Annotated in this window: 19 protein-coding genes; 10 read left to right on the plus strand and 9 right to left on the minus strand. The window is 64.8% G+C overall.

Going from position 1 to position 26518, the window contains the following annotated elements; translation table 11 throughout:
* Positions 1–393: 393 nt before the first annotated feature.
* A complete protein-coding gene (locus tag ACVWZ4_RS00165; protein ID WP_456702586.1) occupies positions 394–1551 on the plus strand; it encodes a GGDEF domain-containing protein in 1158 nt (385 codons plus the stop codon).
* 60 nt (positions 1552–1611) lie between these two features.
* Positions 1612–2712 carry a DUF2336 domain-containing protein gene (locus ACVWZ4_RS00170; protein WP_456734536.1) on the plus strand — a complete coding sequence of 367 codons (1101 nt, stop codon included), beginning with the start codon at positions 1612–1614 and terminating at the stop codon, positions 2710–2712.
* Here ACVWZ4_RS00170 and ACVWZ4_RS00175 read toward each other — a convergent pair.
* Both ACVWZ4_RS00175 and ACVWZ4_RS00180 read right to left on the minus strand, forming a co-directional pair.
* Positions 2709–3347 carry an NrsF family protein gene (locus tag ACVWZ4_RS00175; RefSeq protein ID WP_456739591.1) on the minus strand — a complete coding sequence of 213 codons (639 nt, stop codon included), beginning with the start codon at positions 3345–3347 and terminating at the stop codon, positions 2709–2711. The genes ACVWZ4_RS00170 and ACVWZ4_RS00175 overlap by 4 nt on opposite strands.
* A gap of 2 nt (positions 3348–3349) precedes the next feature.
* Entirely contained in the window at positions 3350–3895 is a 546-nt protein-coding gene (locus ACVWZ4_RS00180; RefSeq protein WP_456702583.1) for a sigma-70 family RNA polymerase sigma factor, read from the minus strand.
* 291 nt (positions 3896–4186) lie between these two features.
* Between ACVWZ4_RS00180 and ACVWZ4_RS00185 the strand changes: the two genes are divergently transcribed.
* The gene (locus ACVWZ4_RS00185) at positions 4187–4873 is read left to right on the plus strand and encodes a hypothetical protein (protein WP_456739592.1); all 687 of its coding nucleotides are present in this window, start codon (positions 4187–4189) and stop codon (positions 4871–4873) included.
* A gap of 95 nt (positions 4874–4968) precedes the next feature.
* Positions 4969–5748 carry an enoyl-CoA hydratase gene (locus ACVWZ4_RS00190; protein ID WP_456702582.1) on the plus strand — a complete coding sequence of 260 codons (780 nt, stop codon included), beginning with the start codon at positions 4969–4971 and terminating at the stop codon, positions 5746–5748.
* Positions 5749–5785: 37 nt separating this feature from the next.
* Here ACVWZ4_RS00190 and ACVWZ4_RS00195 read toward each other — a convergent pair whose 3' ends face one another.
* A complete protein-coding gene (locus ACVWZ4_RS00195; protein WP_456739593.1) occupies positions 5786–7645 on the minus strand; it encodes an acetyl-CoA hydrolase/transferase C-terminal domain-containing protein in 1860 nt (619 codons plus the stop codon).
* Positions 7646–7861: 216 nt separating this feature from the next.
* On the opposite strand from ACVWZ4_RS00195, the gene ACVWZ4_RS00200 reads away from it, so the two are divergent.
* Complete coding sequence (locus ACVWZ4_RS00200; RefSeq protein WP_456702580.1) at positions 7862–9289, plus strand: TolC family outer membrane protein; 1428 nt, start codon at positions 7862–7864, stop codon at positions 9287–9289.
* 204 nt (positions 9290–9493) lie between these two features.
* Entirely contained in the window at positions 9494–10444 is a 951-nt protein-coding gene (locus ACVWZ4_RS00205) for an amidohydrolase family protein (RefSeq protein WP_456742171.1), read from the plus strand.
* A gap of 8 nt (positions 10445–10452) precedes the next feature.
* On the opposite strand, the gene ACVWZ4_RS00210 is transcribed toward ACVWZ4_RS00205, so the two are convergent.
* The 3 genes from ACVWZ4_RS00210 to ACVWZ4_RS00220 all read right to left on the minus strand — a co-directional run bounded on the left by ACVWZ4_RS00210 (position 10453) and on the right by ACVWZ4_RS00220 (position 16391).
* Positions 10453–13569: an efflux RND transporter permease subunit gene (locus ACVWZ4_RS00210; protein WP_456702579.1), complete on the minus strand. Its 3117-nt coding sequence runs from the start codon at positions 13567–13569 to the stop codon at positions 10453–10455.
* Between the two features lie 31 nt (positions 13570–13600).
* Positions 13601–14845 carry an efflux RND transporter periplasmic adaptor subunit gene (locus ACVWZ4_RS00215; protein ID WP_456739594.1) on the minus strand — a complete coding sequence of 415 codons (1245 nt, stop codon included), beginning with the start codon at positions 14843–14845 and terminating at the stop codon, positions 13601–13603.
* Positions 14846–14990: 145 nt separating this feature from the next.
* The gene (locus ACVWZ4_RS00220; RefSeq protein WP_456739595.1) at positions 14991–16391 is read right to left on the minus strand and encodes a CoA transferase; all 1401 of its coding nucleotides are present in this window, start codon (positions 16389–16391) and stop codon (positions 14991–14993) included.
* Between the two features lie 114 nt (positions 16392–16505).
* Here ACVWZ4_RS00220 and ACVWZ4_RS00225 point away from each other — a divergent pair, with 114 nt between their 5' ends.
* Both ACVWZ4_RS00225 and ACVWZ4_RS00230 read left to right on the plus strand, forming a co-directional pair.
* Positions 16506–16793, plus strand: a complete 288-nt coding sequence (locus ACVWZ4_RS00225) for a hypothetical protein (RefSeq protein WP_456702576.1) — start codon at positions 16506–16508, stop codon at positions 16791–16793.
* A 240-nt stretch (positions 16794–17033) separates the two neighbouring features.
* Positions 17034–17804: an SDR family NAD(P)-dependent oxidoreductase gene (locus tag ACVWZ4_RS00230; protein ID WP_456739596.1), complete on the plus strand. Its 771-nt coding sequence runs from the start codon at positions 17034–17036 to the stop codon at positions 17802–17804.
* 126 nt (positions 17805–17930) lie between these two features.
* On the opposite strand, the gene ACVWZ4_RS00235 is transcribed toward ACVWZ4_RS00230, so the two are convergent.
* The 3 genes from ACVWZ4_RS00235 to ACVWZ4_RS00245 are packed head-to-tail and all read right to left on the minus strand — an operon-like array spanning position 17931 to position 23603.
* Complete coding sequence (locus tag ACVWZ4_RS00235) at positions 17931–21311, minus strand: error-prone DNA polymerase (RefSeq protein ID WP_456739597.1); 3381 nt, start codon at positions 21309–21311, stop codon at positions 17931–17933.
* Positions 21308–22903: a Y-family DNA polymerase gene (locus tag ACVWZ4_RS00240; RefSeq protein WP_456739598.1), complete on the minus strand. Its 1596-nt coding sequence runs from the start codon at positions 22901–22903 to the stop codon at positions 21308–21310. Before ACVWZ4_RS00240 ends, ACVWZ4_RS00235 begins: the two co-directional genes overlap by 4 nt.
* On the minus strand, positions 22800–23603 hold the full coding sequence (locus tag ACVWZ4_RS00245; RefSeq protein WP_456739599.1) for an ImuA family protein: 804 nt from the start codon (positions 23601–23603) through the stop codon (positions 22800–22802). Before ACVWZ4_RS00245 ends, ACVWZ4_RS00240 begins: the two co-directional genes overlap by 104 nt.
* Before the next feature lie 162 nt (positions 23604–23765).
* Between ACVWZ4_RS00245 and ACVWZ4_RS00250 the strand changes: the two genes are divergently transcribed.
* Together ACVWZ4_RS00250 and ACVWZ4_RS00255 are read left to right on the plus strand one after the other, a co-directional pair.
* Positions 23766–25001 (plus strand): putative DNA modification/repair radical SAM protein, encoded by a 1236-nt coding sequence (locus ACVWZ4_RS00250; RefSeq protein ID WP_456739600.1) that lies wholly within the window; start codon positions 23766–23768, stop codon positions 24999–25001.
* On the plus strand, positions 25001–26443 hold the full coding sequence (locus ACVWZ4_RS00255; RefSeq protein WP_456739601.1) for a UdgX family uracil-DNA binding protein: 1443 nt from the start codon (positions 25001–25003) through the stop codon (positions 26441–26443). Before ACVWZ4_RS00250 ends, ACVWZ4_RS00255 begins: the two co-directional genes overlap by 1 nt.
* The last annotated feature ends 75 nt before the right edge of the window (positions 26444–26518 follow it).

The raw sequence follows: 26518 nt of genomic DNA on the forward strand, positions 1-26518 counted from the left end.
CGGGAGGCGCGAAATTCTCCAACCTATCCAAGTCATGCCGGGAACTGTGTGATCTACCGCACATGCGCGCGATTTTCTCGTCGTACCGGAGGCGGTCGGTCTTGGGGCTCGAGGACGGTAACATAATACGGAAATACTCTGTTGCGGACTCACCGTGGCCGAGGCGGACGGCTCGATCGCGCCGATGCGTCACGGCCATGTGAACCATTTGTCGCGCGGCGCCGGATTTGGTCCGGCGATATCGCCTGGGGATGCCCTAATGACCGCCGAATCCCGCGCTGCCACAAGACCCTTCTCCGCGCGGCGCCTCCGGGATTCGGTGCAAAAGGATACCAAACCTAAAGGCTTGCCACGTAGATTTTTTAGGCTGACATCCACCCTTTGGCGAGGACCATGAGCACGGCCGCGACGTCCTTTCCGGAGAGGAGTGCCGCAGAGGTCGCGGATATCGTCCTCGCGCCCGAGGCGGCCGCACCCGCAGTGCTGGCGCGCCGGGCCCGCCAGCGCCGCCAGATGTATATCGGCCAGGCCGTGAGCTATTCGCTCGGCGCCGCCGTGCTGCTGCTCTATGCCTATGACGGCGCCATCCACATCAACGTTCCATCGCTGTTCTGGGTCGGCGGCCTCCTGATCATCGGCATCTTCACCGTGATGTCGGAGGCCGGCGTCGGCGAGAAGCGCGACGACCATTATCTCACGGTCTTCCAGATCTCGGCGCACATGGCGCTGCAATTCATTTTCCTGGTGTCGGTGCCGACGATCGGGATCGCCTTCATCAGCGTGCTGTTCCTGATCTTCGCCTTCGGCACGCTGCGCATGACCCCGGCCCAGGCGATGCTGACATGGGCAATCGCGACGGTCGCGCTTGCGGCCGTGTTCCTCGGCTCCGATCTGCCGATCGGCATGCCGGTTGCGACCCGGCTCGAACGGATCGCGTCGATGCTGTGCTTCGTGCTGGTGATCGGCCAGTGCGCCTTCCTCGGCCTGTTCGGCGCCACGCTCCGCAAGATCCTGTATCGGCGCAGCATCGAGCTGAAGGCGGCCTATCGGCGCATCGAGGAGCTCGCCGAGCTCGACGAGCTGACCGGCTCCTATAACCGCCGCAGCATCATGCGGCTTCTCGATGCTGAGATCGAGAACTCGCGGCAGGCCGCCGCGCCATGCGCCATCGCGCTGATCGATCTCGACTGGTTCAAGCGCATCAACGACGCCCACGGCCATCCCATCGGCGACGAGGTGCTGCGGACCTTCGCCATCACCATGTTCGCCAACATCCGCCCCGGCGACCGTTTCGGTCGTTATGGCGGCGAGGAGTTTCTGCTCCTGCTGCCGGGCACCGAGAGCAACGCCGCATCGCACATGCTCGACCGGCTGCGCGGCATCGTCGCCGATCTCGACTGGAGCGCATTCTCGCCCGGCATGCGCGTGACGATTTCCGCCGGCGTCGTGACGCTGCGCGACAATGATACTGCCGACACATTTCTCGCGCGCGCCGACAGCGCGCTCTATTCCGCCAAGGCTCAGGGGCGCAACCGCATTGCCACGAGCTGACCAATCCATTTTTTGCCGGCGGGCATGAACGCGCCGGACCGAACGCTCCAGGACAGGGCCATGACATCCAAATCCGTCAAATCATCAGAAAACATCCTCGACGAATTGCAGTCGGCGCTCGCGCACGGCACCGTAGCCCGACGGGTCGAGACGCTGCGCCGGGTCACCGATCTCTTCCTCAACAACGTGGCGGATTATACCGAGGACCATGTCCGGGTGTTCGACGACGTCTTCCAATGCCTGATCGAGCAGATCGAGACCTCGGCGAGGGCGCTGCTCGCCGACCGCCTCGCCCCGGTCGCAGCCGCGCCGCCGCAGATCATCCGTACGCTTGCGCTCGACGACGTCATCGAGGTCGCAGGTCCCGTGCTGTCGAAATCAGAGCGGCTGGACGAAACGACCCTGATCGATATCGCGCGCCGCAAGAGCCAGGCCCACCTCAAGGCGATCTCGCTGCGGCGAGTGCTGTCCGAAGCACTGACCGACGTGCTGGTGACGCGCGGCAACCAAGACGTGGTGCAGTCGACGGTCAATAATCCGGGCGCGCGGCTCTCCGAGGGCAGCCTGACCGATCTCGTCACCCGCGCCGAGCGCGACGACGACCTTGCCGCCTGCATCGGCCTGCGGCCCGACCTGCCGCGGCATCATTATCTGAAACTGGTCGCCAAGGCGTCGCTGAGCGTCCGCAGGAAGCTGGAGGCCGCCCATCCTGGACTCGCGGACGAAGTCTCCAGCGTGGTCCAGGAGGCCGCGCAGCGGGTCCGCGCCGCCGCCATGACCAAGCAGACCGAGATGGCACGCGCGCTGGTTAAATCGCTCCATGACGACGGCCGTTTGACCGAAATCCAGGTCGCGACCTTCGCCGAGCAGGGCAAGTTCGACGAGGCCAATGCCGGGCTCGCGGCGCTCGCCGACGTTCCGGTCGAGACCGCCGAGAACATGATGATCGAGAGCCAGGTCGAGGGTCTGATGATCCTCGCCAAGGTCGCCGGTATGCAATGGGCGAGCGTTCGCGCGATCATCGCCATGCGCGAAAAGCTCTCGGGCGGGCCGAAGGCCGACATGCTGACGCTGCGCGACACCTATGAGGGCCTGCGCAGTTCCACTGCCCAGCAGGTGCTGCGCTTCCACCGCATGCAGGGCACGACGTCGGCGGCCTAATACCGCAAGACCTTCGACCCGACCACCGCGCCGATCGCGGTCACCAGCGCGGTCGCGATGGTGTACCAGGTCGCGACGAACAGCGGCGAGTCGTCCGTGCAATGCGAGGCGTAAAGGGTGGCGGCGAGCCCGGCCGACAACAGGCCGGCCAGCGCGCCGGCCAGCGCAGGCCGCGACGGCGCGCCGTGGCGCAGGCCAAACAACGCGCCCGCCAGCAAGGGCAGCGACATTGCGGGAATCGCCGACAGGCACGCCCGCGAGTTCTTGCCGACGAGACGCATCGCCATCGGCATGGCCGGCGCCATCATCGCCTCGCTGCCGATCGCGACTGCAAGCAATCCCACAGGCAGCAGCAGGAGCCAGCCCCAGCCGCGCATCAAGGCTTCCGGCCGCGACAGATGCAGGCTGATGATGATCGCGGGGATCGCGAGCGACAGCGTGACCGCGAACTTCATGTCGAAGAACGGGTTGTGAATGGCGCTCATCACGTCCGAGCGCACGCCGAGGAACGTCGCGAAGATCAGGATCGACAAGGGCGCCGCGACCAGCAGTCCCGTGGTCAGCAAGGCGCCCACGCGCGGGGCGCGGCGGGCGTTGTCGGCCGCGAGCGTGCGAATGAGTTGATCGGTGTCCATGCCTAGCGGTCCCGTAGTTTGGCGGTCAGGGCCGCAAGCCCCCGATGCAGCGCGACCCGCACCGCACCTTCGCTCATCGCAAATTTCGCCGCCGTGTCCTTGATCGAGGCGCTGTCGACCGCGATCGACTGCAACACGTCGCGCTGGCGCTGCGGCAGCGTGTTGAGCTGCGTGGTGATCTCCCCCGTCGAGGCCGTCTCCTGTGGCGCTTCGCCGGGCAGCGTCTCGGCGAAATCGTCGATGTTGACGAAGATGCGCCGACCGCGGCGCCTGAGCGCATCGATCAGCTTGTTGCGCGCGATCGCGAACAGCCAGGGCGCGAAGGGCGCTTCGCTGTCCCAGGTGTGCCGCTTCAGATGCACCGCCAACAAAATCTCCTGCACGATATCCTCAGCCTGGTCAGGGGGCTGCCCGGCCCGGGCCAGGCCGCGCCTCGCGGCGGCGCGCAGCACCGGCGTGACCGCCTTCAACAGCCGATGATACGCCGCATCATCGCCTGCCATGGCCGACCGCATCAGGCCGGTCCATTCGTCCTCACGTCCGCGCACGCGCGCCCCTCATCATTGCAATTCGGCCGCTTTTTCAATTTGTTACGCCCCGGCTCGCACGATCACGAAGTCGTGATCATAGCCGGATCCTGCCCCGAAGCAGCCGCAGAAGCTGCGTCAGGGCTCATAACACCGATCGAAGCCTCCCGCATCCGGCAGGCCGCCGCGGCCGGCCGGTTTGCCCCGGATTTGCCCGGTGTGGCCCGAAGATTCCCATATTTTGCCCCGCTGTCGTCATGCAGCGGGGTCTCTGTTCGGTACCGGGACGGGCGAATTGGGGAGATCGTCAACATGATGAAAGCCAGCGGGCGCGCGGCATGGATCGTTTTGGCCGGACTATTGCTGCTGTTCGGAGCGGCAGTGCAGGCCGCGCCGAGTTCTGCCACAGGCTCAAAGCCGGAAGGGGCGAGCAAACAGACCGATGCGGCCAAGCCAAGCAAGCACCGGCACCACGCCTCTCGCCGCCACACCGACAGCAAGACGGCGCAGAAATCCGACGACAAGACCAACAACGCGGACGCGACGCCCCCTGCGGACGAGGCCAAGACAGACAAACAGGCAGACAACAAGGCCGCCAACGACGCCACGCCGTCGAACCAGATGCCGCCGGAAGTTGCCAATGCCAACGCGCAGGTCGCCGCGGCCGACACGACGCCTGCGGCCGCGGCGTCGGCGATGACTGGCCGCGCCAACGACGATATGCAGGCGGCGGCCGATAGTCCCGCTGCGGCTGGCGCCGAGAACCAGGTCGTGGCCGCCGATCAGCTCAACGACCTCGACCGAGCCCTGCAACAGGACAACCCGGGGGCGCAAAAGACGGTGATCGCAGCAACCGACGCACAGCCGCGCCCGGCGCCAGTGATGGCGAGCAGCCAGCCGAGCTCGGCCTGGGATCAGAGCTCCCTGATCGGCAAGATCTTCATCGGCGTCGGCACGCTGCTGACGCTGGCCTCCGCCGCGCGCATGTTCATGGCCTGAGTCCTCGGGACGCGCTCACCTCGCGCGTTCCAGCCCCTTGAAGGCATCCGCGCCAGCGGGCACATTGCCCGCCCAATCAAACGCGTGGGTGGAGCATGAGCACGTTCGAACACATCATCGTCGAAAGCCAGGGCGCGGTCGGCCTCATCAAGCTGAACCGGCCGAAGATGCTCAACGCGCTCTCGTTCGGCGTCTTTCGCGAGATTGCCGCGGCCGTCGACGATCTCGAAGCCGATGACGCGATCGGCTGCATCGTCGTGACCGGCAGCGAAAAGGCCTTTGCCGCCGGTGCCGACATCAAGGAGATGCAGCCGAAGAGCTTCATCGACATGTTCTCCGAGGATTTCGCCGCGATCGGCGGCGACCGCATCGCGCGCTGCCGGAAGCCGACCATCGCGGCGGTCGCGGGCTACGCGCTCGGCGGCGGCTGCGAACTCGCCATGATGTGTGATTTCATCATCGCCGCCGATACCGCCAAGTTCGGCCAGCCCGAGATCACGCTCGGTACCATCCCCGGCATCGGCGGCACCCAGCGCCTGACCCGCGCGATCGGCAAATCCAAGGCGATGGATCTCTGCCTCACCGGTCGCATGATGGATGCGGCGGAAGCCGAGCGCTCGGGCCTCGTCAGCCGCATCGTACCCGCCGACAGGCTGATGGACGAAACCATGGCGGCCGCGGAGAAGATCGCGGCGATGTCACGGCCCGCGGTGGCGATGGCCAAGGAAGCAGTCAACCGCGCCTTCGAGACCACGCTGGCCGAAGGCATGAGCGTGGAGCGCAATCTATTCCACGCGACCTTCGCGCTGGAAGACCGCTCCGAGGGCATGGCCGCGTTCATCGAGAAGCGCAAGCCGGTGAACAAGAACCGATAGCTCCGTCGTCGCGCCGAAGGCCGGGACGACACCGAGATCAGGCGCGGCTCTGCTCGAGGGCCGCGCTGACCAGCGCGCGATAGAAGCGCTCCGGCCAGGTTTTGGGGCGATCGAGGCCGACGCGTGCGAGACAGGCCTGATCGGCCGTATCAGGCTTTCGCTTCACCCCCAGCCACAGCAGGCTCGCCAGCGCACGCGATGAATGTTGCGCGTTTTGCAATATCTCCAGCGCCGGAATGAGGCGCTGCTCCACCTCGGTGAAATCAGAGCCGAACGGAAACGACGGCAGCAGCCCGGCCTCGCGTGCGGGCTTGAGCGCTGCCGCGATCCGCTCAGGATGATTTTCGCGCCGGGCCGCAGGGATCTCGTAGCCGCGCGGCAATTTGCCGGCGTCCTTAGCCATCCGCACCAACTCGTCCTGGAAGCGCGAGTCAGCAATCCCCAGCATGGCCGCGATCACGTCGGCGTCCGATTTTCCCCTGAGATCGGCAACGCCGTACTCGGTGACGAAGACGTCGCGCAGATGCCGCGGAATCGTCTCGTGTCCGTAATGCCAGAGGATATTGGATTGCGGCGCGCCGCCGGTCTGCCGGGTCGCTTCGAAGGTCAGGACCGATCGCGCCCCACGAAGCGCAAAGGCCTGCGCCACGAAATTGTACTGGCCGCCGACACCGCTCACGACCTGCCCGTCGTCAAGTCCGTCCGACACAGCCGCGCCCAGGAGCGTCGCCATCATGGTGACATTGATGAAGCGTGCATCGACGCGGGCGCGCCGCTTCTCATCCTCCGCGCCGTAGATCTCGTTCGTGAACGACACAGGCATCATCCGGATCCCCGCGATCCGGTCCGGCGGCATCTCGCGCAGCGCGCGATAGAACGATTTGGGGCCGAGAAAGAAGGCGCCGTGCAACACCACGCCGTCGATGGCGCGCTTGAGAATGCCGGCGTCGATCAGGCCGATGAACGCCTCCGTGACCATCTCGCTGACGCCGTAAAGGCCGGCCTCGAAAGCACCGGCTTCCTGCGCGACGGCTGGTCGCGTTGGAGACAACCGAGCGACAATCTCGCGAAACGCCGTGCTGTTGCGATGGCGCAGGATCAGGCCCTGCGCCACCGCATCGCCGACCTGCCCGATGCCGATCTGCAACGTGCCGCCGTCACGCACGAGGGCCGCCGCGTTGAGGCCAACGGCATATTTGGTATCCGAGATCGGCGCCGAGGGCGGCGCGAACAGCGGAAAGTCGGTCGCTGCGCTGTCCAGCACGGCGCTGAACTCGTCGGCCGCGAGATCGCCCTCGCCCGGCATGAACGGCAGTTCGGAATTCACCTGCGCGATCAGCTTGAACGCCGCGCGTCCGGCACGGCGCTCGCGCAGCACATCCAGCGTCGTGTCGGTGTTGCAGGACAGGCTGTAGCGCGGCACGCCGTCGATGATGCGCTTGGCCACCAACTGTGTCACCACGTTCATCCCGCGCGCCAGCAGATAGCCCGCCGCATGGGTATAATTGGCCGAGATGTAGTTCTGCTGCGCGATCGGCACGTGCAGCCAGCGCCCGGCGAGAAAGAAGAATTCGACGACGTTGATATTGGGCGGCAGCCGATTTTCGCGCAGCGCATCGGCATAGGCCAGATCGGGATACGAGCCGAACAGGCGGTCGATCACGGGCATGATGAACCGCTGTTCGATCAGGGCCTTCGGCCTTGGTTTCTCCAGTGTCAGCGCCGACAGCAATGTCAGCTTGATGTCAGAGTCGGCGCAGGCTCGCGCATAGAGCGCGTTGACCACATGATTGGCCTTGCCGAGGCCAAGCGGCAGTCCGACCACCAGATCGGTTCCGACGTCGCGAATGATCTCCTCGGCGAGCGCATCGGGATCGGAGAAGAACGTCGGCGTCATCCGTGGCGTCCGGACCGCATGACAGGCACCTGACAGAATTGGACTGTGGGACCCTATAGCGCATTTGGGCTGGGTTGGGTGTGTGACGCACCTGCAACAAGCACGGAATACATGGAGGTTTTCCCCGCGGCAGTTTGCCTGCGGGACCGCCGCTGGGTAAACAGTTAAGAGAGCCGCCGTCGGCGGGGGCGGACAGCCAGGGTTTTGCAGGATTACATGATTGGGCGTGCCGCCAGAGCTGGTCGCGTGATGACGCGGCATCGATCGGGCGTGGGTCCTGTCCTGGCGGCATGGACGACATTGGCGCTCTGCTGCCTGCCCGCGACGGCCCGTGCGGAGGCCCTGCCGGAAGCGCTGGTCAAGGCCTACCAGACCAATCCACAGCTCAATGCCGAGCGCGCAAGGCAGCGCGCCACCGACGAGAACGTGCCCCAGGCGCTGGCCGGTTATCGGCCGCAGATCGTGGCTAGCCTCAGCGCCGGCCTGCAGGCGGTGCGCAACCTGCTTCCTGACAACACAATCCAGACAGCAACTCTGAAGCCCTGGACCATCGGGGTCACGGTGTCGCAGACGCTGTTCAACGGCTTCCGGACCGCCAACAGCGTGCGGGTTGCCGAACTCCAGGTGCAGTCCGGCCGCGAAGCCCTGCGCAATGTCGGTCAGGGCGTGCTGCTCGACGCGGTGACCGCCTACACCAACGTGTTGGCGAACCAGTCGCTGGTTGAAGCGCAACGCTCCAACGTCGCCTTCCTGCGCGAGACGCTGTCCATCACCCAGCGCCGCCTCAACGCCGGCGACGTCACCCCGACCGATACCGCGCAGGCCGAGGCCCGCCTCAATCGAGGCCTTTCCGATCTGAACGCCGCCGAGGTCGCGCTCGCGGTGAGCCAGGCGACTTATTCGCAGGTGATCGGCAATGCGCCCTCCGCACTTCGGCCCGCCGAGGTTGTCGATCGCTATCTGCCGAAGAGCCGCGAGGATTCGATCGCGATGGCGATCCACGAACATCCGGCGGTGATGGCGGCTAGCTTCGACGTCGACGTCGCCTCGACCAACATCCGCGTGGCCGAAGGCGCGCTGCTGCCCAGCGCCAGCCTCCAGGGCAGCGTCAGCCGCAGCCGCGACAGCGACCAGACGCTCGGCACCTTCGGCACCGACCAGGCCTCGATCGTCGCCAACGTCACCGCGCCCATCTATGACGGTGGCCAGGCCGCTTCACAGACGCGACAGGCCAAGGAGGTGACGGCGCAGAGCCGCCTGGTGCTCGACCAGGTGCGCAACCAGGCGCGCACCGCGGCTGTCAGCGCATGGGTCGCCAATGAGGGCGCCAAGATCGCGGTGTCCGCCTCGGAGTCCGAGGTGAAGGCCGCAACGGTGGCCCTCCAGGGCGTGCAGCGCGAGGCCGCCGGTGGACAGCGTACCACGGTGGACGTGCTGAACTCGCAGGCTGACCTGATCCAGGCCAAGGCTCGCCTGATCGGCGCACTGCGCGACCGCGTCATCGCCTCCTACACGCTGCTCAGCGCCGTCGGCCATCTCGACGTCAAGACGCTGAGCCTGAACACGCCGGACTATTTGCCCGAGGTGCACTACCATCAGGTCCGCGACGCCTGGCACGGCCTGCGCACGCCGTCGGGGCAGTAATTTCGAATCCTCGGGTCGAGCGAGGAGACTTCGTCGAATGGGCCTGCCACTACGAAGCCGGTGATCGCGAGGGCCGCAGTCTCGCAAAACATGAGGCCTGGCTTACGGGTCTGCCCCGTCCGGTCGTCCGCGTCGACGGTTCGCGGCCGGTTGCGGAGTTGGTCGAGCAGCTATGCAGTGACGTGGCGGGACGGCCAGGCTGATATGCTATCTTTCGGCGCCTGTCGCAACGCCGGAGCAGCCATGACCGACAAGATCTACGCGCGAGCCGCGCAACCCGCGACGCCGGTCGATTTCGACATGCCTGCGCATGCCTGCGATTGCCATACGCACATCCATGGCGATGTCGAACAGTTTCCGTTCTTCGCGGGGCGCGTCTATACGCCGGGACCTGCGAGTCCGGAAGAGATGGCGGCGCTGCACAAGGCGCTGCTTATCGAGCGCGTGGTGATCGTCACGCCGAGCGTCTACGGAACCGACAATTCCGCCAGCCTGTTCGGCATCAAGGCCCGCGGCCCCACCGCGCGCGGCGTGGCCGTGATCGACGACAACACCACGGAAGCCCAGCTCGACGCGATGCATGCGGACGGCTTTCGCGGCATCCGCATCAATCTGGCGACCGACGGCATCAACAATCCCGATGTCGGCCGCGCCCGCTTCACCGCTGCGGTCGAGCGCATGACGGCCCGCGGCTGGCATGTGCAGCTGTACACCACGCCGGCGATGATCTCGGCGATCAAGGATCTCGTGCTGGCCTCACCGGTGCACGCTGTGTTCGACCACTTTGGTGGGCTCGACGCTGCGCACGGACTCGCGCAGCCCGGCTTTGCCGACCTCATCGCGCTCGTCAAATCCGGCAAGGCCTATGTGAAGATCTCCGGCGCCTATCGCTCCTCACATCTCGCGCCCGACTATCAGGACATGGCGCCGTATGCGCGCGCATTGATCGCTGCGAATCCGGACCGCATCGTCTGGGGCACCGACTGGCCGCATCCGGATTCGGCGCAGGTCGAAGGCCGCAAGGCCACGGACATCGCGCCGTTCCACCAGATCGACGACGGCCGCCTGCTCAACCAGCTTCCGGTGTGGGCACCGGATGCCGATGTGCGCAAGAAGATCCTGGTCGACAATCCGGCGCGGCTCTACGGATTTTGAGGGCGGCGTCAGCGCGCGCGGCGGGAGAAGAACGAGATCAGCACCGGCAAGGTCACCAGGATCACGAGCGGCGCCAGCATCATGCCGGTGACGACCACGACCGCGAGCGGCTTTTGCACCTGCGAGCCGATACCTCCCGACAGCGCGGCCGGCAGCAGGCCGACGCCGGCAACGACGCAGGTCATCAGCACCGGCCTGAGCTGCAATTCGCCGGTACGGATCACCGCGCCCAGGCGGTCCATGCCTTCATCAATCAGCTGGTTGAACTGCGACAGGATGATGATGCCGTCCATCACGGCGATACCGAACAGCGCAATGAACCCGATCGCCGCCGAGACGCTGAAAGCGGTGCCGGTGATCAGCAGGCCGAGCACGCCGCCGAAGATCGCCATCGGGATCACGCTCATGGCGAGCAGCGTGTCAGTCATCGAGCCGAAATTGAACCAGAGCAGGACGGCGATCAGCGCCAGCGAGATCGGCACCACGATCGACAAGCGCCGGATCGCATCCTGGAGATTTCCGAACTCGCCGACCCATTCCATGTGCGAGCCGGGCGGCAGCTGCACCTGATCGGCGATCTTCTGCTGCGCTTCGCGGATCGCGCTGCCGAGATCGCGCTCACGCACCGAGAACTTGATCGGCAAATAGCGTTCCTGCTGCTCGCGATAGATGTAGGCGGCGCCGGAGACCAGGTTGATCGTAGCGACCTCGCTGAGGGGAATCTGGGTGATCGAGCCGTTCGGCCCGGGCGCCCCGATCCTGATATTCTGGATCGCCTCCGCACTGCGGCGATATTCCGGCGCAAGGCGAACGATGATCGGGAAGTGGCGATCGCTGCCCGGCTCGTAGAGATCGCCGGCGGTGTCGCCGCCGATCGCGACCTTGATGGTGGCGTTGATGTCGCCGGGCGCCAGGCCATAGCGCGCGGCCTTGGCGCGGTCGATGTCGATTTGCACGGTCGGCTGACCGAGCGAGGTGAACACCGCGAGGTCGGTGATGCCCTGCACCGTCGCCAGCACCGATTTGATCTTGTTGGCGGTGTCGGTCAGCGCCTGAAGGTCGCTGCCGAACAGCTTGATCGAGTTTTCGCCCTTCACGCCGGAGACGGCCTCCGAGACGTTGTCCTGGAGATATTGCGAGAAGTTGAACTCGACGCCGGGGAAGCGATCGTCGAGCTGCTTCAACAGCTCCGCGGTCAGCTCTTCCTTGTCATGCGTGCCGGGCCACTCGCTCGCGGGCTTCAGCGGCGCGAAGAATTCAGCGTTGAAGAAGCCGGCGGCGTCGGTGCCGTCGTCGGGGCGGCCGTGCTGCGACACCACGGACTCGACCTCGGGCCGGGCGCGGATCAGCTTGCGCATCTCGTTGACGTAGGTGTTGCCCTCCTCGAGCGAAATGGTCGGCGGCAGCGTGGCGCGGATCCAGAGGTTGCCCTCTTCGAGCTTGGGCAGGAATTCGAGGCCGAGCAGCCGCCCGAAGAGGATCGTCATCACCACGAGGCCGACGGCACCGCCGAGCACGATGGTGCGGTTGGCGACGGCCCAGTTCAGCAACGGCATGTAGAGCCGGTGCAGGACCTGCATCACCCTGGTCTCGGTCTCCTCGACATGCGCCGGCAGGATGATCGCCGATAGCGCCGGCGTCACGGTGAAGGTCGCAAGCAGGCCGCCGGCGAGCGCATAGGCATAGGTGCGCGCCATCGGTCCGAAGATGTTGCCCTCGACGCCCGAGAGCGTGAACAGCGGCAGGAAGGCCGCGATGATGATCGCGGCGGCGAAGAAGATCGAGCGCGAGACGTCGGCCGCGGCGCTGAGGATGGCGTGACTTTTCATGCCGAACAGCGTCTCTTGCGACATGTGCTCGGATTCCGAAGGCGGGGTGGTCTGCGTCAGGCGGCGGAAGATCGCCTCCACCATGATGACGGTGGCATCCACGATCAGGCCGAAATCGATGGCGCCGACCGAGAGCAGGTTCGCCGATTCCCCGCGCAGCACCAGAATGATCACCGCGAAGAACAACGCGAACGGAATCGTGGCGCCGACGATCAGCGCGCTGCGGAGATCGCCGAGGAATATCCACTGCAGCAGCACGATCAGCAGGATGCCCACCACCATGTTGTGCAGAACGGTGTGGGTGGTGAGGTCGATCAGGTCCTTGCGGTCATAGATGCGCTCGATGCGCACGCCCGGCGGCAGGATGGTCGAGCCGTTGATCTGATTCACGAGCTGCTCGACGCGATTGATGGTCGGCGTGCTCTGCTCGCCGCGGCGCATCAGCACGATGCCTTGCACGATGTCGTCGGAATCGTCGAGGCCAGCGATGCCAAGTCGCGGTTTCTGGCCGACGGTGACGGTGGCGACGTCCTTCACCAGCACGGGATTGCCGTTGGTCTGGGCAACCATGGTGTTGGCGAGGTCGTCGATCGAGCGGATCAGGCCGACGCCGCGCACCACGGCCGATTGCTGGCCGATATCGACGGTGTTGCCGCCGACATTGACGTTGGAGTTGCTGACTGCCTGCAGCAGCTGCGGCAGCGTCAGGCCGTTGGCGACCAGCTTGTTGTTGTCGACCTGGATCTCATAGGTCTTGCTCTTGCCGCCCCACCCGGTGACGTCGATCACGCCGGGCACGGAGCGGAAGCGGCGCTGCAGGATCCAGTCCTGGATGGTCTTGAGGTCGAGCACGCTGTAGTTCGGCGGGCCGACCAGGCGATAGCGGAAGATTTCGCCGATCGGGCTCAGCGGCGAGATCTGCGGCTGCACGTTGCCCGGCAGCGGGGCGAGCTGCGCCAGGCGGTTCAAGACCTGCTGCAGCGCCTCTTCATAGGTGTAGGCGAAGGAAAACTGCAGTTTGACGTCGGAGAGGCCGTAGAGCGAGATGGTTCGGATGGTCGTCAGGTTCTTCAGGCCCGCGACCTGGGTCTCGATCGGGATCGTGATGTAGCGCTCGATCTCTTCCGCCGAGAGGCCCGGGCTCTGGGTGACGATGTCGACCATCGGAGGGGTCGGGTCGGGATAGGCCTCGATGTTGAGCTGGTTGAACGCGATCAGGCCGCCGATGAACACGGCGACGAACATGCCGACCATCAGGAAGCGCCGGTTGACGGCTAGGGCGACGAGACGGTCCATTCAGGTTTTCGCAGTTTTCTCGGGGCGTCGATCAGCTACCGGACGCCGCGCGGTCGATGAACAGGCTGCCTTTGACGACGATCTGTTCGCCGGGCTTCAGGTTGCTGGTGACCTCGACGAGGTTGCCGTTGATGAGGCCGATCTTGATCTGGCGGAGCTCGACCGACTTGTCCTCACGCGCGACCCAGATGCGGACCTGGTCGCCTTCATAGATCAGCGCCTGCTTCGGCACTGCAGGCGCCGCGCGATCGCCGGCCGAATAGATCGTGACGTTGGCGAACATTTCCGGCTTGAGCAGGCCGTCCTTGTTGTCGATGGTGGCGCGAACCAGCAGGCGGCGGGTGTTCGGATCGATCGCGGCGGCGACGTAGTTGATCTTGGCCGTCAGCGGGCGGCCCGGCAGCGCCATCACGTTGATGGAGATGTCTTGCCCGACGCTGACTTGCGCAGCGTCGCTCTCGCGCACGAAGGCGGTGAGCCAGACCGTGGAAAGATCGCCGATCACGAAGACGGGATCGCTGGCGCCGGCGCTGACATATTGCCCCGGGCCGATCTTGCGCTGCACGACCGTGCCCGAGAGCGGCGCATAGATCGTGATTTCAGGGTTGATGGTGCCCTTGTCCTGGAACGCCTTGATCGTCGCGTCGGTGAAACCGAGGATACGCAGCTTGTTGTTGGCGGCCTCCAGCGCGGTCACCGCGGAGCGCATGTCGTTCTGCGCCTGAACCTGGGTCGCTTCCGCCTGCTGATAATCCTTGAGCGGGATGGCGCGGCCTTCATAGAGATCCTTGGCGCGCTTGTACTGGATGTCGGCAAGCTCGAGTGCCGACTTTGCCTTGTTCTGCGATGTCATCGCCGCGATGAAATCGTTCTGGGCCTGCACGGTGTCGGCGGCCTCGATCGTGAACAGCGGTTGTCCCTGGGTCACGGTCTCGCCCGGCTTGGCCAGCAGCTTTGTCACCCGGCCCGCATAGGGCGAGAACACCGGTGTCGAGCGGTCCTCATCGACTGCGACCTTGCCCTCTGTGACGTATTCCGCGCGGAAGGTCTTGGCGTTGACCGGCTCGATCGTCAGCGTCGCCCATTCGGACGGCGTCGGCTTGAAATTCTGGGCGTTTTTGCGCGACTGGCTGGAGACTTCGGAGTTCTTCTTGTCCTTGGCGCCGGCAGAGAGGAAGCCGTACGCACCAGCCCCGGCAAGCGCCAGTAAAACTACGGATGCGATCACCCGTCGTTTTGTAAGCAACTGCAATGGCTTGGTCTTTTCAGCTACCATGGGGCCCGGTCGTGTCTGCGACGAACTCGGCAGACGACTGCCTCATCGGTCGCGCTAATAGTGCCGAATTGAGATTTCAGACAACCTAAAAAACGCTGGCCGTCCTTCGGTTTGCGTTAAAATTTTGCGACATGTCAGCTTCACGTCAGCTTCGCGCCGGCCATTGCGCCGGGTGGCTGCCGAGCGGCATCGCCGGACGGCTCCATTGCGCCGGCGTCCTCGACAACACGGCCGAATGGCGCACCGCCCTCAACGTGCCGAAGCCAGATGACATGGTTTCCATGAACGCAGTATGTACGGCCTCACCCGTAAGATCCGGGGTGCTGAGACCGCCCTCGAGCCGGCCGAGATTCCACAGCCAACGTCCGGTCTGCGCCAGCGAGACACGCACGTGCCAGCTGCCGCCTTCGCGGGCCTGGCGCGCCTTGGCCATCATCGCGCCGAACGCCATCAGATAGCCGGTGGCGTGGTCGAGCATCTGCGCCGGCAATTCCTTGGGACCATGGATACCGGCTGCTTTTCCTTCCGCATGGTTGAAGCCCGTCGTGGTCTGCACCAGCGAATCGAACCCGCGCCGCCCGGCCCAGGGACCGGCATGGCCATAGGCGGACAGGGTGACGTAGACGATGCCGGGATTGATTTCCGCAGCCTCGTCCGGCGAGAAGCCGAGGTGAGCGAGTGCGCGCGGCCGATAGCCTTGCGAGAAAATGTCGGCGCCCTTCAGCAATTCACGCATTTGCGCCCTGCCCGCCTCGCTCTTCAGCTCGATGAAGGTGGTGAGCTTGCCGCGACCGGTGTCGATGGTCAGCCAGGGAATCGCCGGCAGGTCCGGCCCGGAGACCAGCAGCACGTCGGCGCCGTGGGCAGCGAGCGTGCGGCCGGCGACGGGACCTGCGATGACGCGGGAGAGATCGAGCACGCGCAGGCCCGCGAGCGGACGATCGCCTTCAGGCCAGGATTTGATCGGCGCATCGCCGATCTTCTCGATCGAGACCAGCGGCAGCTCGGCAAGTGCACGTGCCTGCGGCAGCGCCGACCATTCGTCGCAGGAGCGCATCAGCGCGACGACGCCGCCGGCGGCATAGGCCGCGCTTTCAAAATCCTCACCGTTCCATTGCATCAGCGCGGCCTGCACCTTGTCGCGCTCGGGCACGCAGCCGAGCACGTTGCAGACGGCGTCGCGGTGATGCGGGAAATTGGTATGGCAGCGAACGAAGCGGCCGTCGCCGGTCCTGTAGACGCCGGCGATGGCGTCCCAGGCGGGTGGCGGCGGCTTGTCGTCGAGCCGAAGATAACGTTCCGAGCGGCATTCGACGACCGCGTGGCGCATATCGACCGTCACGTCCTGCGCCTCTCCACTGCGCAGCCGCCAGATCTCTGCGGCAGCAAGGCCTGAGGCGCCGATTGTCGCTTGGCCCGCGACGGCGACACGGAACGAGGACGGGATCTGCGGCTCCTCGCCCGTGAGATGCACGCCGTCGAGCGCGGCCGTGTGGCCGCCAGCGGAGGTCCAGATGTCGCGGAGGATGTCGGTGGGGCTTTGCATTGGTGCCTCTGTCCCTGTCATGCGAGCATGATGTTTTCGGAAAACCGCTGCGCACATTTCCGGATCATGCTGTAGCTTTGTTGCGACCATCCCATGAGCACGGAAAGGATTGCAATGGCTGCCATCGCCCCCCTCACCGCCGGCGCCGTGTTCGTCGCAACAGCGGCGACCGACGCTGTCTATGTGATGTTTACGTCAGCCGTGGTCGCGCGCAAGCGCGTACCGGCCGCAAGCTGGAGCGCGATCTGGTATCTGCTCTCCTCTTATGCCGTGATCAGCTACACCGAGAACGCCGTCTATGTCGCCTTTGCGGCGATCGGCTCCTGGGTCGGCGCCTATGCCTCGCTGACCTTCCTGCATCGCCCGCCCGGCGGCCCTCCGGTGGGGGCTGCGCCGGAGTAAGGTTGGAAATTGCTCCGAGTCTTCTGCGAGTCCCGTCATCCAGAGGTGCGAGGCTTGCGATGCCACGCATCGCAAGTCGAGCCTCGAAGGATGAACGGCCGAGGTGGCAGCGGGGCTGTCGCCCTTCCAGGCCTGCGCTACGCTCCGGCGCCTCAGGGTGACGGTCTTGCAGCTGCATTTGCGATGACGGTCGTTACGCAGCTACACTCGCGCAGCGATCAACGAAAGGAAAACCAACCAATGGATCTCGGTCTCAACGGAAAGAGCGCCATCGTGCTCGGCGGCACGCGTGGCATCGGGCGAGCGATTGCGGCAACGCTGGCCGCGGAAGGCAGCAATATCGCGGTGTGTGCGCGCAATGCAGAGCAGGTCGCGGCCACCGTTACCGAATTAAAGGCGAGCGGCATCAACGCCACCGGCGGCCCCGTTGACGTCACCGACGGCGCGGCGCTGAAGGCATGGGTCGAGGGCGCGGCCAGGGAGCTCGGCGGCATCGACCTGCTGTTCGCCAATGCCGGTGCCATGGCGCAAGGCCACGATGCCGCATCGTGGGAGCAGAATTTCCGGCTCGACGTGCTCGGCGCCGTACATGCATTCGACGCGGCGCGGCCGTTCCTCGAGGCCAGCGGCGAGAAGAGCGGCGATGCCGCCTTCGTCATCATCTCCTCGATCTCGGCGGCGCAGGCCGATCTCGCCAGCTCCTACGGCCCGATCAAGGCGGCGCTGATCCACATGGCCAAGGGACTGGCGCGGCAATATGCCAGGAAGAAGATCCGCGTGAATGTCGTCTCGCCCGGCACCGTCTACTTCAAGGGCGGCGTCTGGAACATGATCGAGCAGAACATGCCCGAGCGTTACAATGACGCGATGAAGCGAAATCCGACGGGGCGCATGGCGACGCCACAGGAGATCGCGAGCGCGGCGGTGTTTCTGGCAAGCCCGGTGTCGGCGTTCACCACGGGCGCCAATCTTGTCGTGGACGGGGCGATCTCGAACCGGGTGAATTTCTGAAGCCCCGCTCCGCCGTCATGGCCGGGCTTGTCCGGCCATCCAGGCGCCACCACACACGCTGAAGGACGTGGATGCCCGGGACAAGCCCGGGCATGACGACGGAGTGGCGGCATCCCGTGCCACACCTCAATGAAAATCCCGCGACGGGGGCAGGATGCGGACGTTGCGGGGATGGCGGATTTTTTGCGCCGGCATGTCCGTGAGCGCGCGCGGGTCCTCGTTGAGTGGTTCGACCACGGTGGCCCCTGCGGGCACCGGATGCTTGCGGCTCAGGGCATCGTCGGCAAGGCCGACCAGATCGTGCGAGCGGTCGATCATGCGTTGCGCGATCAGATGGGTTACCTTCTCTGGGCTGCTCTGGATATAGCCCTGAACCTCGATGAGGCGCGCACCCATCACTTCCTTCCGGTACTGCTCCATGACCTTGGGCCACACCACGACGTTGGCGATGCCGGTTTCGTCCTCCAGCGTCATGAACACGACGCCGCTGGCGCTGCCCGGCCGCTGACGCACCAGCACCACGCCGGCGCAGCGGACGCGGCGCCGCTCGTTCTCGTGACTGATCTCCTTGCAGGCAACGATGCGCTCGCGCGTAAACGCCTCGCGCAAAAATTCCATCGGATGGCCTTTGAGCGACAGCCGGATGGTCTGGTAGTCGGCAACGACCTGTTCGGGACGTGGCATCACCGGGAGCGGCTTGGCCTGCTCGTCCGGCTGCTCGCGCGCAGTCGCAGCCTCGAACAGCGGCAGCGCCACGTCGTCGGGCAGCCGCCGCACCTGCCACAGCGCCTCGCGGCGGTCGAGCCCGAGCGAGCGGAACGCATCGGCATCCGCCAGCAGGATCAGCGCGCGCTTGGGCAGGCCGGTATCGCGGGCGAAGTCTTCGAGCGAGGTGAAGGGGCAACGATTGCGGGCGGCGATGATGCGATCGGCCCAGTCCTCCTGAGTGACATAGACTTTGCCCTGCTGCTTCGCCTGCTCTCTTTTGAGAAACTCCTCATCCGGATCTAGCCAGTGAAAGCCGTCGATCTGGCGAAAACCCAGGCGAACGGCACAATATCTGTCGTCAGTGTTTTCCAGCGTGTTCTGTGCAAAGCTGTAGGACACGTCGATGTCGCGCACCTCGACGCCATTCTTGCGGGCGTCACCGACGATCTGCGCCGGGGCGTAGAAGCCCATCGGCTGCGAATTCAGGAGACCGCAGCAGAAGGCATCAGGGTGATGATATTTCAGCCATGACGAAATATAGACGAGCTGGGCAAAGCTCGCGGCATGGCTCTCCGGGAAGCCATATGAGCCAAAACCCTTGATCTGGTCGAAGCAGCTTCTGGCGAAATTGGCCTCATAGCCGCGCGCGACCATGTTGCCGATCAGCTTCTCTTCGTACTGGCCGATGGTGCCGACATTGCGAAAGGTCGCCATCGAGCGGCGCAGCCCGTTGGCTTCTTCGGGCGTGAATTTCGCCGCCTCAATCGCGATGCGCATCGCCTGCTCCTGGAACAGGGGCACGCCCTTGGTCTTGTGCAGCACCTTGTAGAGCTCGTCCGCGGGACCATGCTCGGGCGATGGCGAAGGATAGGTCACCTTCTCCAGGCCGTTCCGCCGCCGCAGATAGGGATGCACCATATCGCCCTGGATCGGTCCCGGGCGTACGATCGCGACCTCGATAACGAGATCATAGAAGGTTCGCGGTTTCAGCCGCGGCAGCATGTTCATTTGCGCGCGGCTCTCGACCTGGAATACGCCGAGCGACTCGCCGGCACACAGCATGTCGTAAACCTTCGGATCGTCCTGCGGGACGCTCGCCAGAACCCATCGTTTACCCTTGTGATGATCGATCAAATCAAAACACTTCCTGATGCAGGTCAGCATGCCCAGCGCAAGCACGTCGACCTTCATCATATTCAGCGCGTCGACGTCATCCTTGTCCCATTCGATGAAGGTGCGGTCGTTCATCGCAGCGTTGCCGATCGGCACATAGGTGTCGAGCCGGTCCTGCGTCAGCACATAGCCGCCGACATGCTGGGAGAGATGGCGCGGGAATTCGATCAGCTCGGTCGCCAGCTCGACTGCGAGGTTGATCATGGGATTTTGCGGATCGAGCCCGGCCTGCCGGACCTGCATGTCATTGAGGCCCTTGCCCCAGCTGCCCCACACGGTGTCGGCGAGCGCCGCGGTGACGTCCTCGGTCAGGCCCAGCGCCTTGCCGACATCCCGGATGGCGCTGCGCGGACGATAATGGATGACGGTCGCGATGATGGCGGCGCGGTGGCGGCCGTAGCGGCGATAGACATATTGCATCACCTCCTCGCGCCGCGAATGCTCGAAATCGACGTCGATGTCGGGCGGCTCCAGCCGTTCCTTGGAGATGAAGCGCTCGAACAGCAGATCGACCTTGGTCGGATCGACCGAGGTGATGCCGAGCACGTAGCACACGGCCGAATTCGCCGCAGAACCCCGTCCCTGGCACAGAATGTTCTGGCTGCGCGCGTAGTGGACGATGTCGTGCACGGTGAGGAAGTAATGCGCGTATTTCAGCTCTGATATCAGCGCGAGCTCTTTCTTCAGCGTCGCGCGCAGCTTCGCGTCAATGTTCTCGATACCGCCGAAATATTTGTCGACGCCGGCCCAGGTCAGGTCCTCCAGATGTCCCTGCGCGGTCTTGCCCGGCGGCACCGGCTCATCAGGATATTGGTATTTGAGCTGGTCGAGCGTGAAGTCGATCCTGTCCGCAAAGCGCATGGTCTCCGCGATCGCGTCGGGGGCATCGCGGAACAGCCGCGCCATCTCGCGGGGCGTCTTCAGAAAACGCTCGGCATTGGCTTGCAGCCTTCGTCCGGCCGCCTCGATCGTGGTCTTTTCCCTGATACAGGTGAGCACATCCTGAAGCGGACGACGGCCGGGATCGTGATAGAGCACCTCGTTGGTCGCAAGCAGCGGCACTTTTGCCTTTTCGGCGAGATCGTCCAGCCGCGCCAGACGGCGCCGGTCGTCGCCGCGATAAATCAGGCTCGCCGCCAGCCATACACCCTCGGCGCGGCTTGCTTTCAACCTTGCAAGAATATCCAACGCTTGTGCCGGCTCGAAGCGATGCGGCAGCGTCAGGATCAGGAGCTGACCTTCCGAAAACTCCAGCAGATCGGCGAAGGAGAGACGGCACTCGCCCTTCTCGATCCGCGTGATGTCGTCGCCGCGTTTGCCTCTGGTGAGAAGCTGGCAGAGCCGGCCATAGGCGGCGCGGTCGCGCGGATAGACGAAAATGTCGGGCGTGCCGTCGATGAAGACGATGCGCGCACCGACCAACAATTTGGGCTTATGCAGCACCTTGTCATTGTCGAGCTCCTTCCAGGCGCGCACCACGCCGGCGAGCGTATTGTGATCGGCGATGCCGATCACGGGAAGGCCGAGCTTGGCGGCCTGATGCACATAGGCGCGCGGATCCGAGCCGCCGCGCAGGAAGGAGAAGTTGGTGGTGATGCCGATCTCGGCATAAGCAGGCGCGTTCATGCGAAGAGACCGTGCACATACCAGTTGGGGGGACCAGGCTTGCCGTCGGCGTCGAACACCTCCCCTTCGTAAAGACCATCGCGGAAAATCCACAAGCGCAGGCCCTCGGCATCCTCGATACGGAAATAATCCCGCGTCAGCTGCTTGCCGTCCTGGCGCCACCATTCCATCGCGATGCGTTCGGGTCCCTCTACCCGTACCACCGCATGTTTTGCCCGGCGCCAAGTGAATTGATGCGGCGGGCCATCGGGTACGGTCGCGAACGGTACGGTGACCGGCTCCGGCTTGTCGAACAGCCGCAGGGGCCGCAGCGGCGGCTCGCCCTCGGCACGATCTGGCCATTTGGCCTGCATGGCAGCCGCGAGATGATGCTGGGCGGGGGCAGCCAGCACCGCCCGCTCAGGAATATGGGTATCCTGCGGCAGGTGCACGACGACGCGCTTTCCGCCGATGCGTGCGGCGATGCGGTCGATCAGCGCGGCGAGTTCGTCATTGTCGTGGACATGGGCATCGAGATCGCGCTGCTCCTGCACCACGATCTCGGTGCGGCTCGCCGACAGCCGCACCATGTCGAAGCCGAAACCGGGATCGAGCGGATCGGCGAGCGCATCGAGCCGTTCGCGGAACAGACGATCGACGACTTTGCTTCGCGTCACGGGACGTCCGGTCTCGACCATGATCGCACGCACCACACCGTCGGTGCGGAAGAACGCGGCCTCCAGCCGCCGCGCGCCCTTGCCCTGTTTCTCCATGGACGCGATCAACGTATCGGCCAGCCGCGACAGCGTCATCGCGATCATGGTGTCGGTCGCGATCGGCTCGGCAAAACGCTTTTCGACGATGTAGTCAGGCACCGGCTTGCGCGGACTAATGGGCGCATCGCCCTGCCCCAGCGCATGCGCGAGCAGCGTGGAGAACCGCGCGCCGAACCGCGCCGTGATCTCGGAGGCGTTGCGCGAGGCGACATCGCCGATGGTCTTCAGCCCGGCGCGGCGTAGGCCGGTGGTGATCGTCTCCTCCGCACCGAGCGCGGACACCGGAAACCGGTCGATTGCCGCCGCTTCCCCACCGTCGGCAACGATGATCCCGGAGCCCTGCCGCGTCAGTGTGCGCGCGCAGACCGAGGTGCCGGCGATCGCCGCGCTGACGGCAAAGCCTTGTCGGCCGAGCGCCCGGACCAGCGTCTGCAACAGCGCAGCCTCGCCGCCGAACAGATGCGCGCAGCCGGTGATGTCGAGGAACAACCCGTGCGGCGGATCGAGCGCCACCAGCGGCGTGAAGCGATCGCACCAATCGGCGATGTCGCTGAGCGTTTTCGCATCGGCCACGACATCGGCGTCGAACACTTTCAAATCCGGGCACATCGCCCGGGCATTCGCCAGCGGCTGACCAATATGCAACCCGAAGCGCTCGGCGGTTTCATCCAGTGCGTGGATCACCAGCGCATTGTTGTCCTTGATGACAACGATGCTCGGACCATTATTATTTTTACCCAGCCCGGCGCTGCTGAAAAACCGCTGGATCCGGTCGATGGGCAGGCGCGGCAGCCACAGGCTGAGAATACGCCGACGGTTCACTGAACTGGCACTCATCACACTTCCATTCCATGATCCACCGGCCACACGGGCCATGACGATTGCGCAACAGCTCGACATCGAAGCGCGGCGCCCCCCAGACGTCCCAAGGCGCCGCAGGCATTGAAGCCGATCCCGGCGGCGAATGCGCCGCGCGCAGCATCCATCGCGTCTCCGCTGTCGAGGGCAACGGTTGTGCTGCCATCCGCAGCAACAAACCGGTAACGCCGGATGATTGCGCGGCGAGCGTCAGCTTGCGGCTCGCGACGAGATCGAACTGCCTCGTCTCGCCCCAGAGCTCGAGCACGACGGCGCCGAGCGCATCGCAGGCGAGCGCATCGGCCGAGGTCCGCAGCGCGCTCTCCACATCGGCCGCGCGCACCATAACCACGCGGCGTGGATCGAGCCCGAGCTCGGCGAGCCCGCTCATCGACAGCGCGCCGGTTTCGAGTTCCGAAAAATCCTGCCGCACCCACAGCAGCGGCCGCTGCGCCGTGACGCGACCCGCCAGCGCGGTGACAAAACCGGTCGCGGCCGCACCCTGACGCCCTTCGCAAAACACCTCATGGACCGCCGCGCGCGCGAGGCCGCCTTTCAGCGCGCGATCGACCTCGCTGTGACCGAGCGCGACACGATCGTGATGATGCACGACCTCCGCCGTCTCGATCCGCTCGATCTGGCTGCGCAAGGTCGCAAGCGCGCTCATGCGTGCGTTCATGCTCGCCGCTCCTCAGAGGTGATTGCCGGTGGCTCTCAAAAGAGAAACCAACGGCTGGCTTATTTGTTCATGGTATGTTCTAATATAAAGCTAACGGCAGCCGAAGAGTCAAATCGAATTGCGTTCGATCGAATTCATGAGCCAAATCAAAGGGATTCCGGAATGGACGTACAACGCAAGCTGGAAATTCTCGCGGACGCCGCCAAGTACGACGCCTCCTGCGCCTCCAGCGGCACCGAGAAGCGGGATTCCAGCGACGGCAAGGGCATGGGCTCGACCGCGCCCGGCATGGGCATCTGCCATTCCTACGCGCCGGATGGACGCTGCATCTCCCTGCTCAAGGTGCTGCTGACCAATGCCTGCAATTACGATTGCCTCTATTGCGTCAACCGCGCTTCCTCCAACGTGCCGCGCGCCCGCTTCACCATCGATGAAGTGGTCAAGCTGACGCTCGATTTCTACCGGCGCAATTACATCGAGGGCCTGTTTCTCTCCTCCGGCATCATCCGCAGCCCCGACTACACCATGGAGCAAGTGGTCAGTGTCGCGCGAAAACTGCGCGAGGACCATCACTTCCGCGGCTACATCCATCTCAAGACCATTCCGGAAGCCGACGATGCGCTGATCGCGGAAGCCGGCAAATATGCCGACCGTCTCTCCATCAACATCGAAATGCCCGAGGCGACAAGCCTGCAGCAATTCGCGCCGGAGAAGGACGTGCGTGCGATCCGCCGCACCATGGGCCGATTGCGGCTGCAGCTCGACGAAGCCGAGGAAAATCGCCGCGCGAAGACAAGGACAAGACCGCAGCGCTTCGCACCGGCCGGCCAAAGCACGCAGATGATCGTCGGCGCCGACGGCGCGAACGATCACACCATCCTCCACACCAGCGCCAATCTCTATGGATCCTACAGGCTCAGGCGCGTCTATTACTCCGCCTTCAGCCCGATCCCCGATGCGAGCCGCGCATTGCCTCTGGTCCAGCCGCCGCTGCTGCGTGAGCACCGGCTCTACCAGGCCGACTGGCTGATGCGATTCTACGGTTTCGACGTCGGTGAGATCGTCGACGACACCGCGATGCTGCCGCTCGACATCGATCCAAAGCTCGCCTGGGCGCTACGGCATCGCGACCGCTTTCCGCTCGACGTCAACAGCGCCAGCCGCGAGCAGCTGCTGCGCGTGCCGGGTTTCGGCACCAGGGCGGTCGAGCGCATCATCGCGACGCGGCGCACCACCACGATCCGCCTGTCCGATCTCGCGCGGCTGCACGTGCCCAAGCACAAGGCGCTGCCGTTCATCGTCCTCAGCGATCACCGGCCCTCCTCGCAACGCCTGGACGAGGCGCGGTTGATCGAACGGTTCAAGCCGAAAGCAACGCAATTGGGGTTTGGCTTCTGATGCAGTTCATTATCCTCGACACCGAGACCGATTTCGGCGGCTGGCGCAAAGCTGCTCGCACGCTCGTGCTTCATCACGTGGCGCCCGCCGATATCACCTGGGCCGTGCGGGGTGGCGAAGCTGAGCTGTTCGCGCCGCCCGCGCCCTCTCCGATTCTCGAGGTGAATGACGGCACTTTCAGCGTATCAGCGAAATTCATCGAGCTGGCGAAAGCGGCAATCCTGCACCGCGACGGCGAGCGTTTTGCGATCCTCTATCGCCTGCTCTGGCGATTGAAGGACAATCACGACCTCATCGAAGTCGCGATGGATACCGACGTCGCGCTGGTCACGGCCATGGCGAGAGCTGTTCATCGCGACGAGCACAAGATGCACGCCTTCGTTCGTTTTCGCGAAGTCGGACGCGAGCGTGCCGCCCATTACGTCGCATGGTTCGAGCCGGAGCATCATATCGTCGAGCTCGCCGCGCCGTTTTTCGCGCGCCGCTTTGCCGACATGCCGTGGTCGATTTTGACGCCCGATCTCTGCGCGCATTGGGATGGCCACGCGCTCTCGTTCACGCCGGGCGCGAGCAAGAACGAAGCACGGGGCGAAGACCGGCTGGAGGAAACCTGGCGGCGTTACTACGCCAGCATCTTCAATCCGGCGCGGTTGAAGGTGAAGGCGATGCAGGCGGAGATGCCGAAGAAATACTGGAGGAACCTGCCCGAGGCTTCGATCATTAAACCCCTGATCGAGGACGCCGAACGCATGACCGGCGCCATGATCGCCAACGCCGCAACGGATCCGCACAAGCCCCAGAAGCGGCCGGAGGCCCCGATGAGCCGCAAACACGCCGCCAATGTTCTCGATGCACTTCGCGAGGAGGCCGGCCATTGCCGCGCCTGCCCGCTCTACAAGGACGCGACACAGACCGTGTTCGGCGAAGGCCCCAAGAGCGCCACCATCATGCTGGTCGGCGAGCAGCCCGGCGACAAGGAAGACCTTTCCGGCCATCCCTTCGTCGGGCCGGCCGGACAGATGCTCGATCGCGCGCTGGAGGAGGCCGGCGTCGACCGCAGGAAGGTCTATGTCACCAACGCGGTCAAACACTTCAAATTCGTGCCGCGCGGAAAAATCCGCCTGCACCAGAAGCCGAACACGTCCGAGATCCGGGCATGCCGACAATGGTATGAGCGGGAAGTCTCAGTCATCCAGCCCGATCTCGTGGTCGCGATGGGCGCCACCGCCGCGCAGAGCGTGTTCGGCAAGATCACACCCATCGGCAAGACCCGCGGCCGGCTCATAGACCTCCCCGACGGACGCAAGGCTCTGGTGACGGTGCATCCGTCCTACCTGCTGCGGCTCCCTGATCCGCAGGCGAAGGTGCAGGAATATCAGCGTTTTGTCGAAGACCTGACGATCGCGGCCGGCGTGCAGAAGAAGTCGGCCCACGCCGCCTGAGACGCTGCCGGCGCTCAGCGACAGAGCGCGGATAAGCTCCATCATTTCAACTGCCTGCCGCCATTTCAACCGCCT

It is taken from the genome of Bradyrhizobium sp. USDA 4472 (genome assembly GCF_054058595.1).

Bases quoted from the DNA above. Each gene is read 5' to 3' on its own strand.
- ACVWZ4_RS00230 (WP_456739596.1), top strand. From the start codon at position 17,034: ATGGATCTCGGTCTCAACGGAAAGAGCGCCATCGTGCTCGGCGGCACG.
- ACVWZ4_RS00220 (WP_456739595.1), bottom strand. From the start codon at position 16,391: ATGCAAAGCCCCACCGACATCCTCCGCGACATCTGGACCTCCGCTGGC.
- ACVWZ4_RS00200 (WP_456702580.1), top strand. From the start codon at position 7,862: ATGATTGGGCGTGCCGCCAGAGCTGGTCGCGTGATGACGCGGCATCGA.
- ACVWZ4_RS00185 (WP_456739592.1), top strand. From the start codon at position 4,187: ATGATGAAAGCCAGCGGGCGCGCGGCATGGATCGTTTTGGCCGGACTA.
- ACVWZ4_RS00195 (WP_456739593.1), bottom strand. From the start codon at position 7,645: ATGACGCCGACGTTCTTCTCCGATCCCGATGCGCTCGCCGAGGAGATC.
- ACVWZ4_RS00240 (WP_456739598.1), bottom strand. From the start codon at position 22,903: ATGAGTGCCAGTTCAGTGAACCGTCGGCGTATTCTCAGCCTGTGGCTG.
- ACVWZ4_RS00210 (WP_456702579.1), bottom strand. From the start codon at position 13,569: ATGGACCGTCTCGTCGCCCTAGCCGTCAACCGGCGCTTCCTGATGGTC.
- ACVWZ4_RS00235 (WP_456739597.1), bottom strand. From the start codon at position 21,311: ATGAACGCGCCTGCTTATGCCGAGATCGGCATCACCACCAACTTCTCC.
- ACVWZ4_RS00250 (WP_456739600.1), top strand. From the start codon at position 23,766: ATGGACGTACAACGCAAGCTGGAAATTCTCGCGGACGCCGCCAAGTAC.
- ACVWZ4_RS00225 (WP_456702576.1), top strand. From the start codon at position 16,506: ATGGCTGCCATCGCCCCCCTCACCGCCGGCGCCGTGTTCGTCGCAACA.
- ACVWZ4_RS00175 (WP_456739591.1), bottom strand. From the start codon at position 3,347: ATGGACACCGATCAACTCATTCGCACGCTCGCGGCCGACAACGCCCGC.
- ACVWZ4_RS00205 (WP_456742171.1), top strand. From the start codon at position 9,494: ATGCTATCTTTCGGCGCCTGTCGCAACGCCGGAGCAGCCATGACCGAC.
- ACVWZ4_RS00215 (WP_456739594.1), bottom strand. From the start codon at position 14,845: ATGGTAGCTGAAAAGACCAAGCCATTGCAGTTGCTTACAAAACGACGG.
- ACVWZ4_RS00245 (WP_456739599.1), bottom strand. From the start codon at position 23,603: ATGAACGCACGCATGAGCGCGCTTGCGACCTTGCGCAGCCAGATCGAG.
- ACVWZ4_RS00255 (WP_456739601.1), top strand. From the start codon at position 25,001: ATGCAGTTCATTATCCTCGACACCGAGACCGATTTCGGCGGCTGGCGC.
- ACVWZ4_RS00190 (WP_456702582.1), top strand. From the start codon at position 4,969: ATGAGCACGTTCGAACACATCATCGTCGAAAGCCAGGGCGCGGTCGGC.
- ACVWZ4_RS00165 (WP_456702586.1), top strand. From the start codon at position 394: ATGAGCACGGCCGCGACGTCCTTTCCGGAGAGGAGTGCCGCAGAGGTC.
- ACVWZ4_RS00170 (WP_456734536.1), top strand. From the start codon at position 1,612: ATGACATCCAAATCCGTCAAATCATCAGAAAACATCCTCGACGAATTG.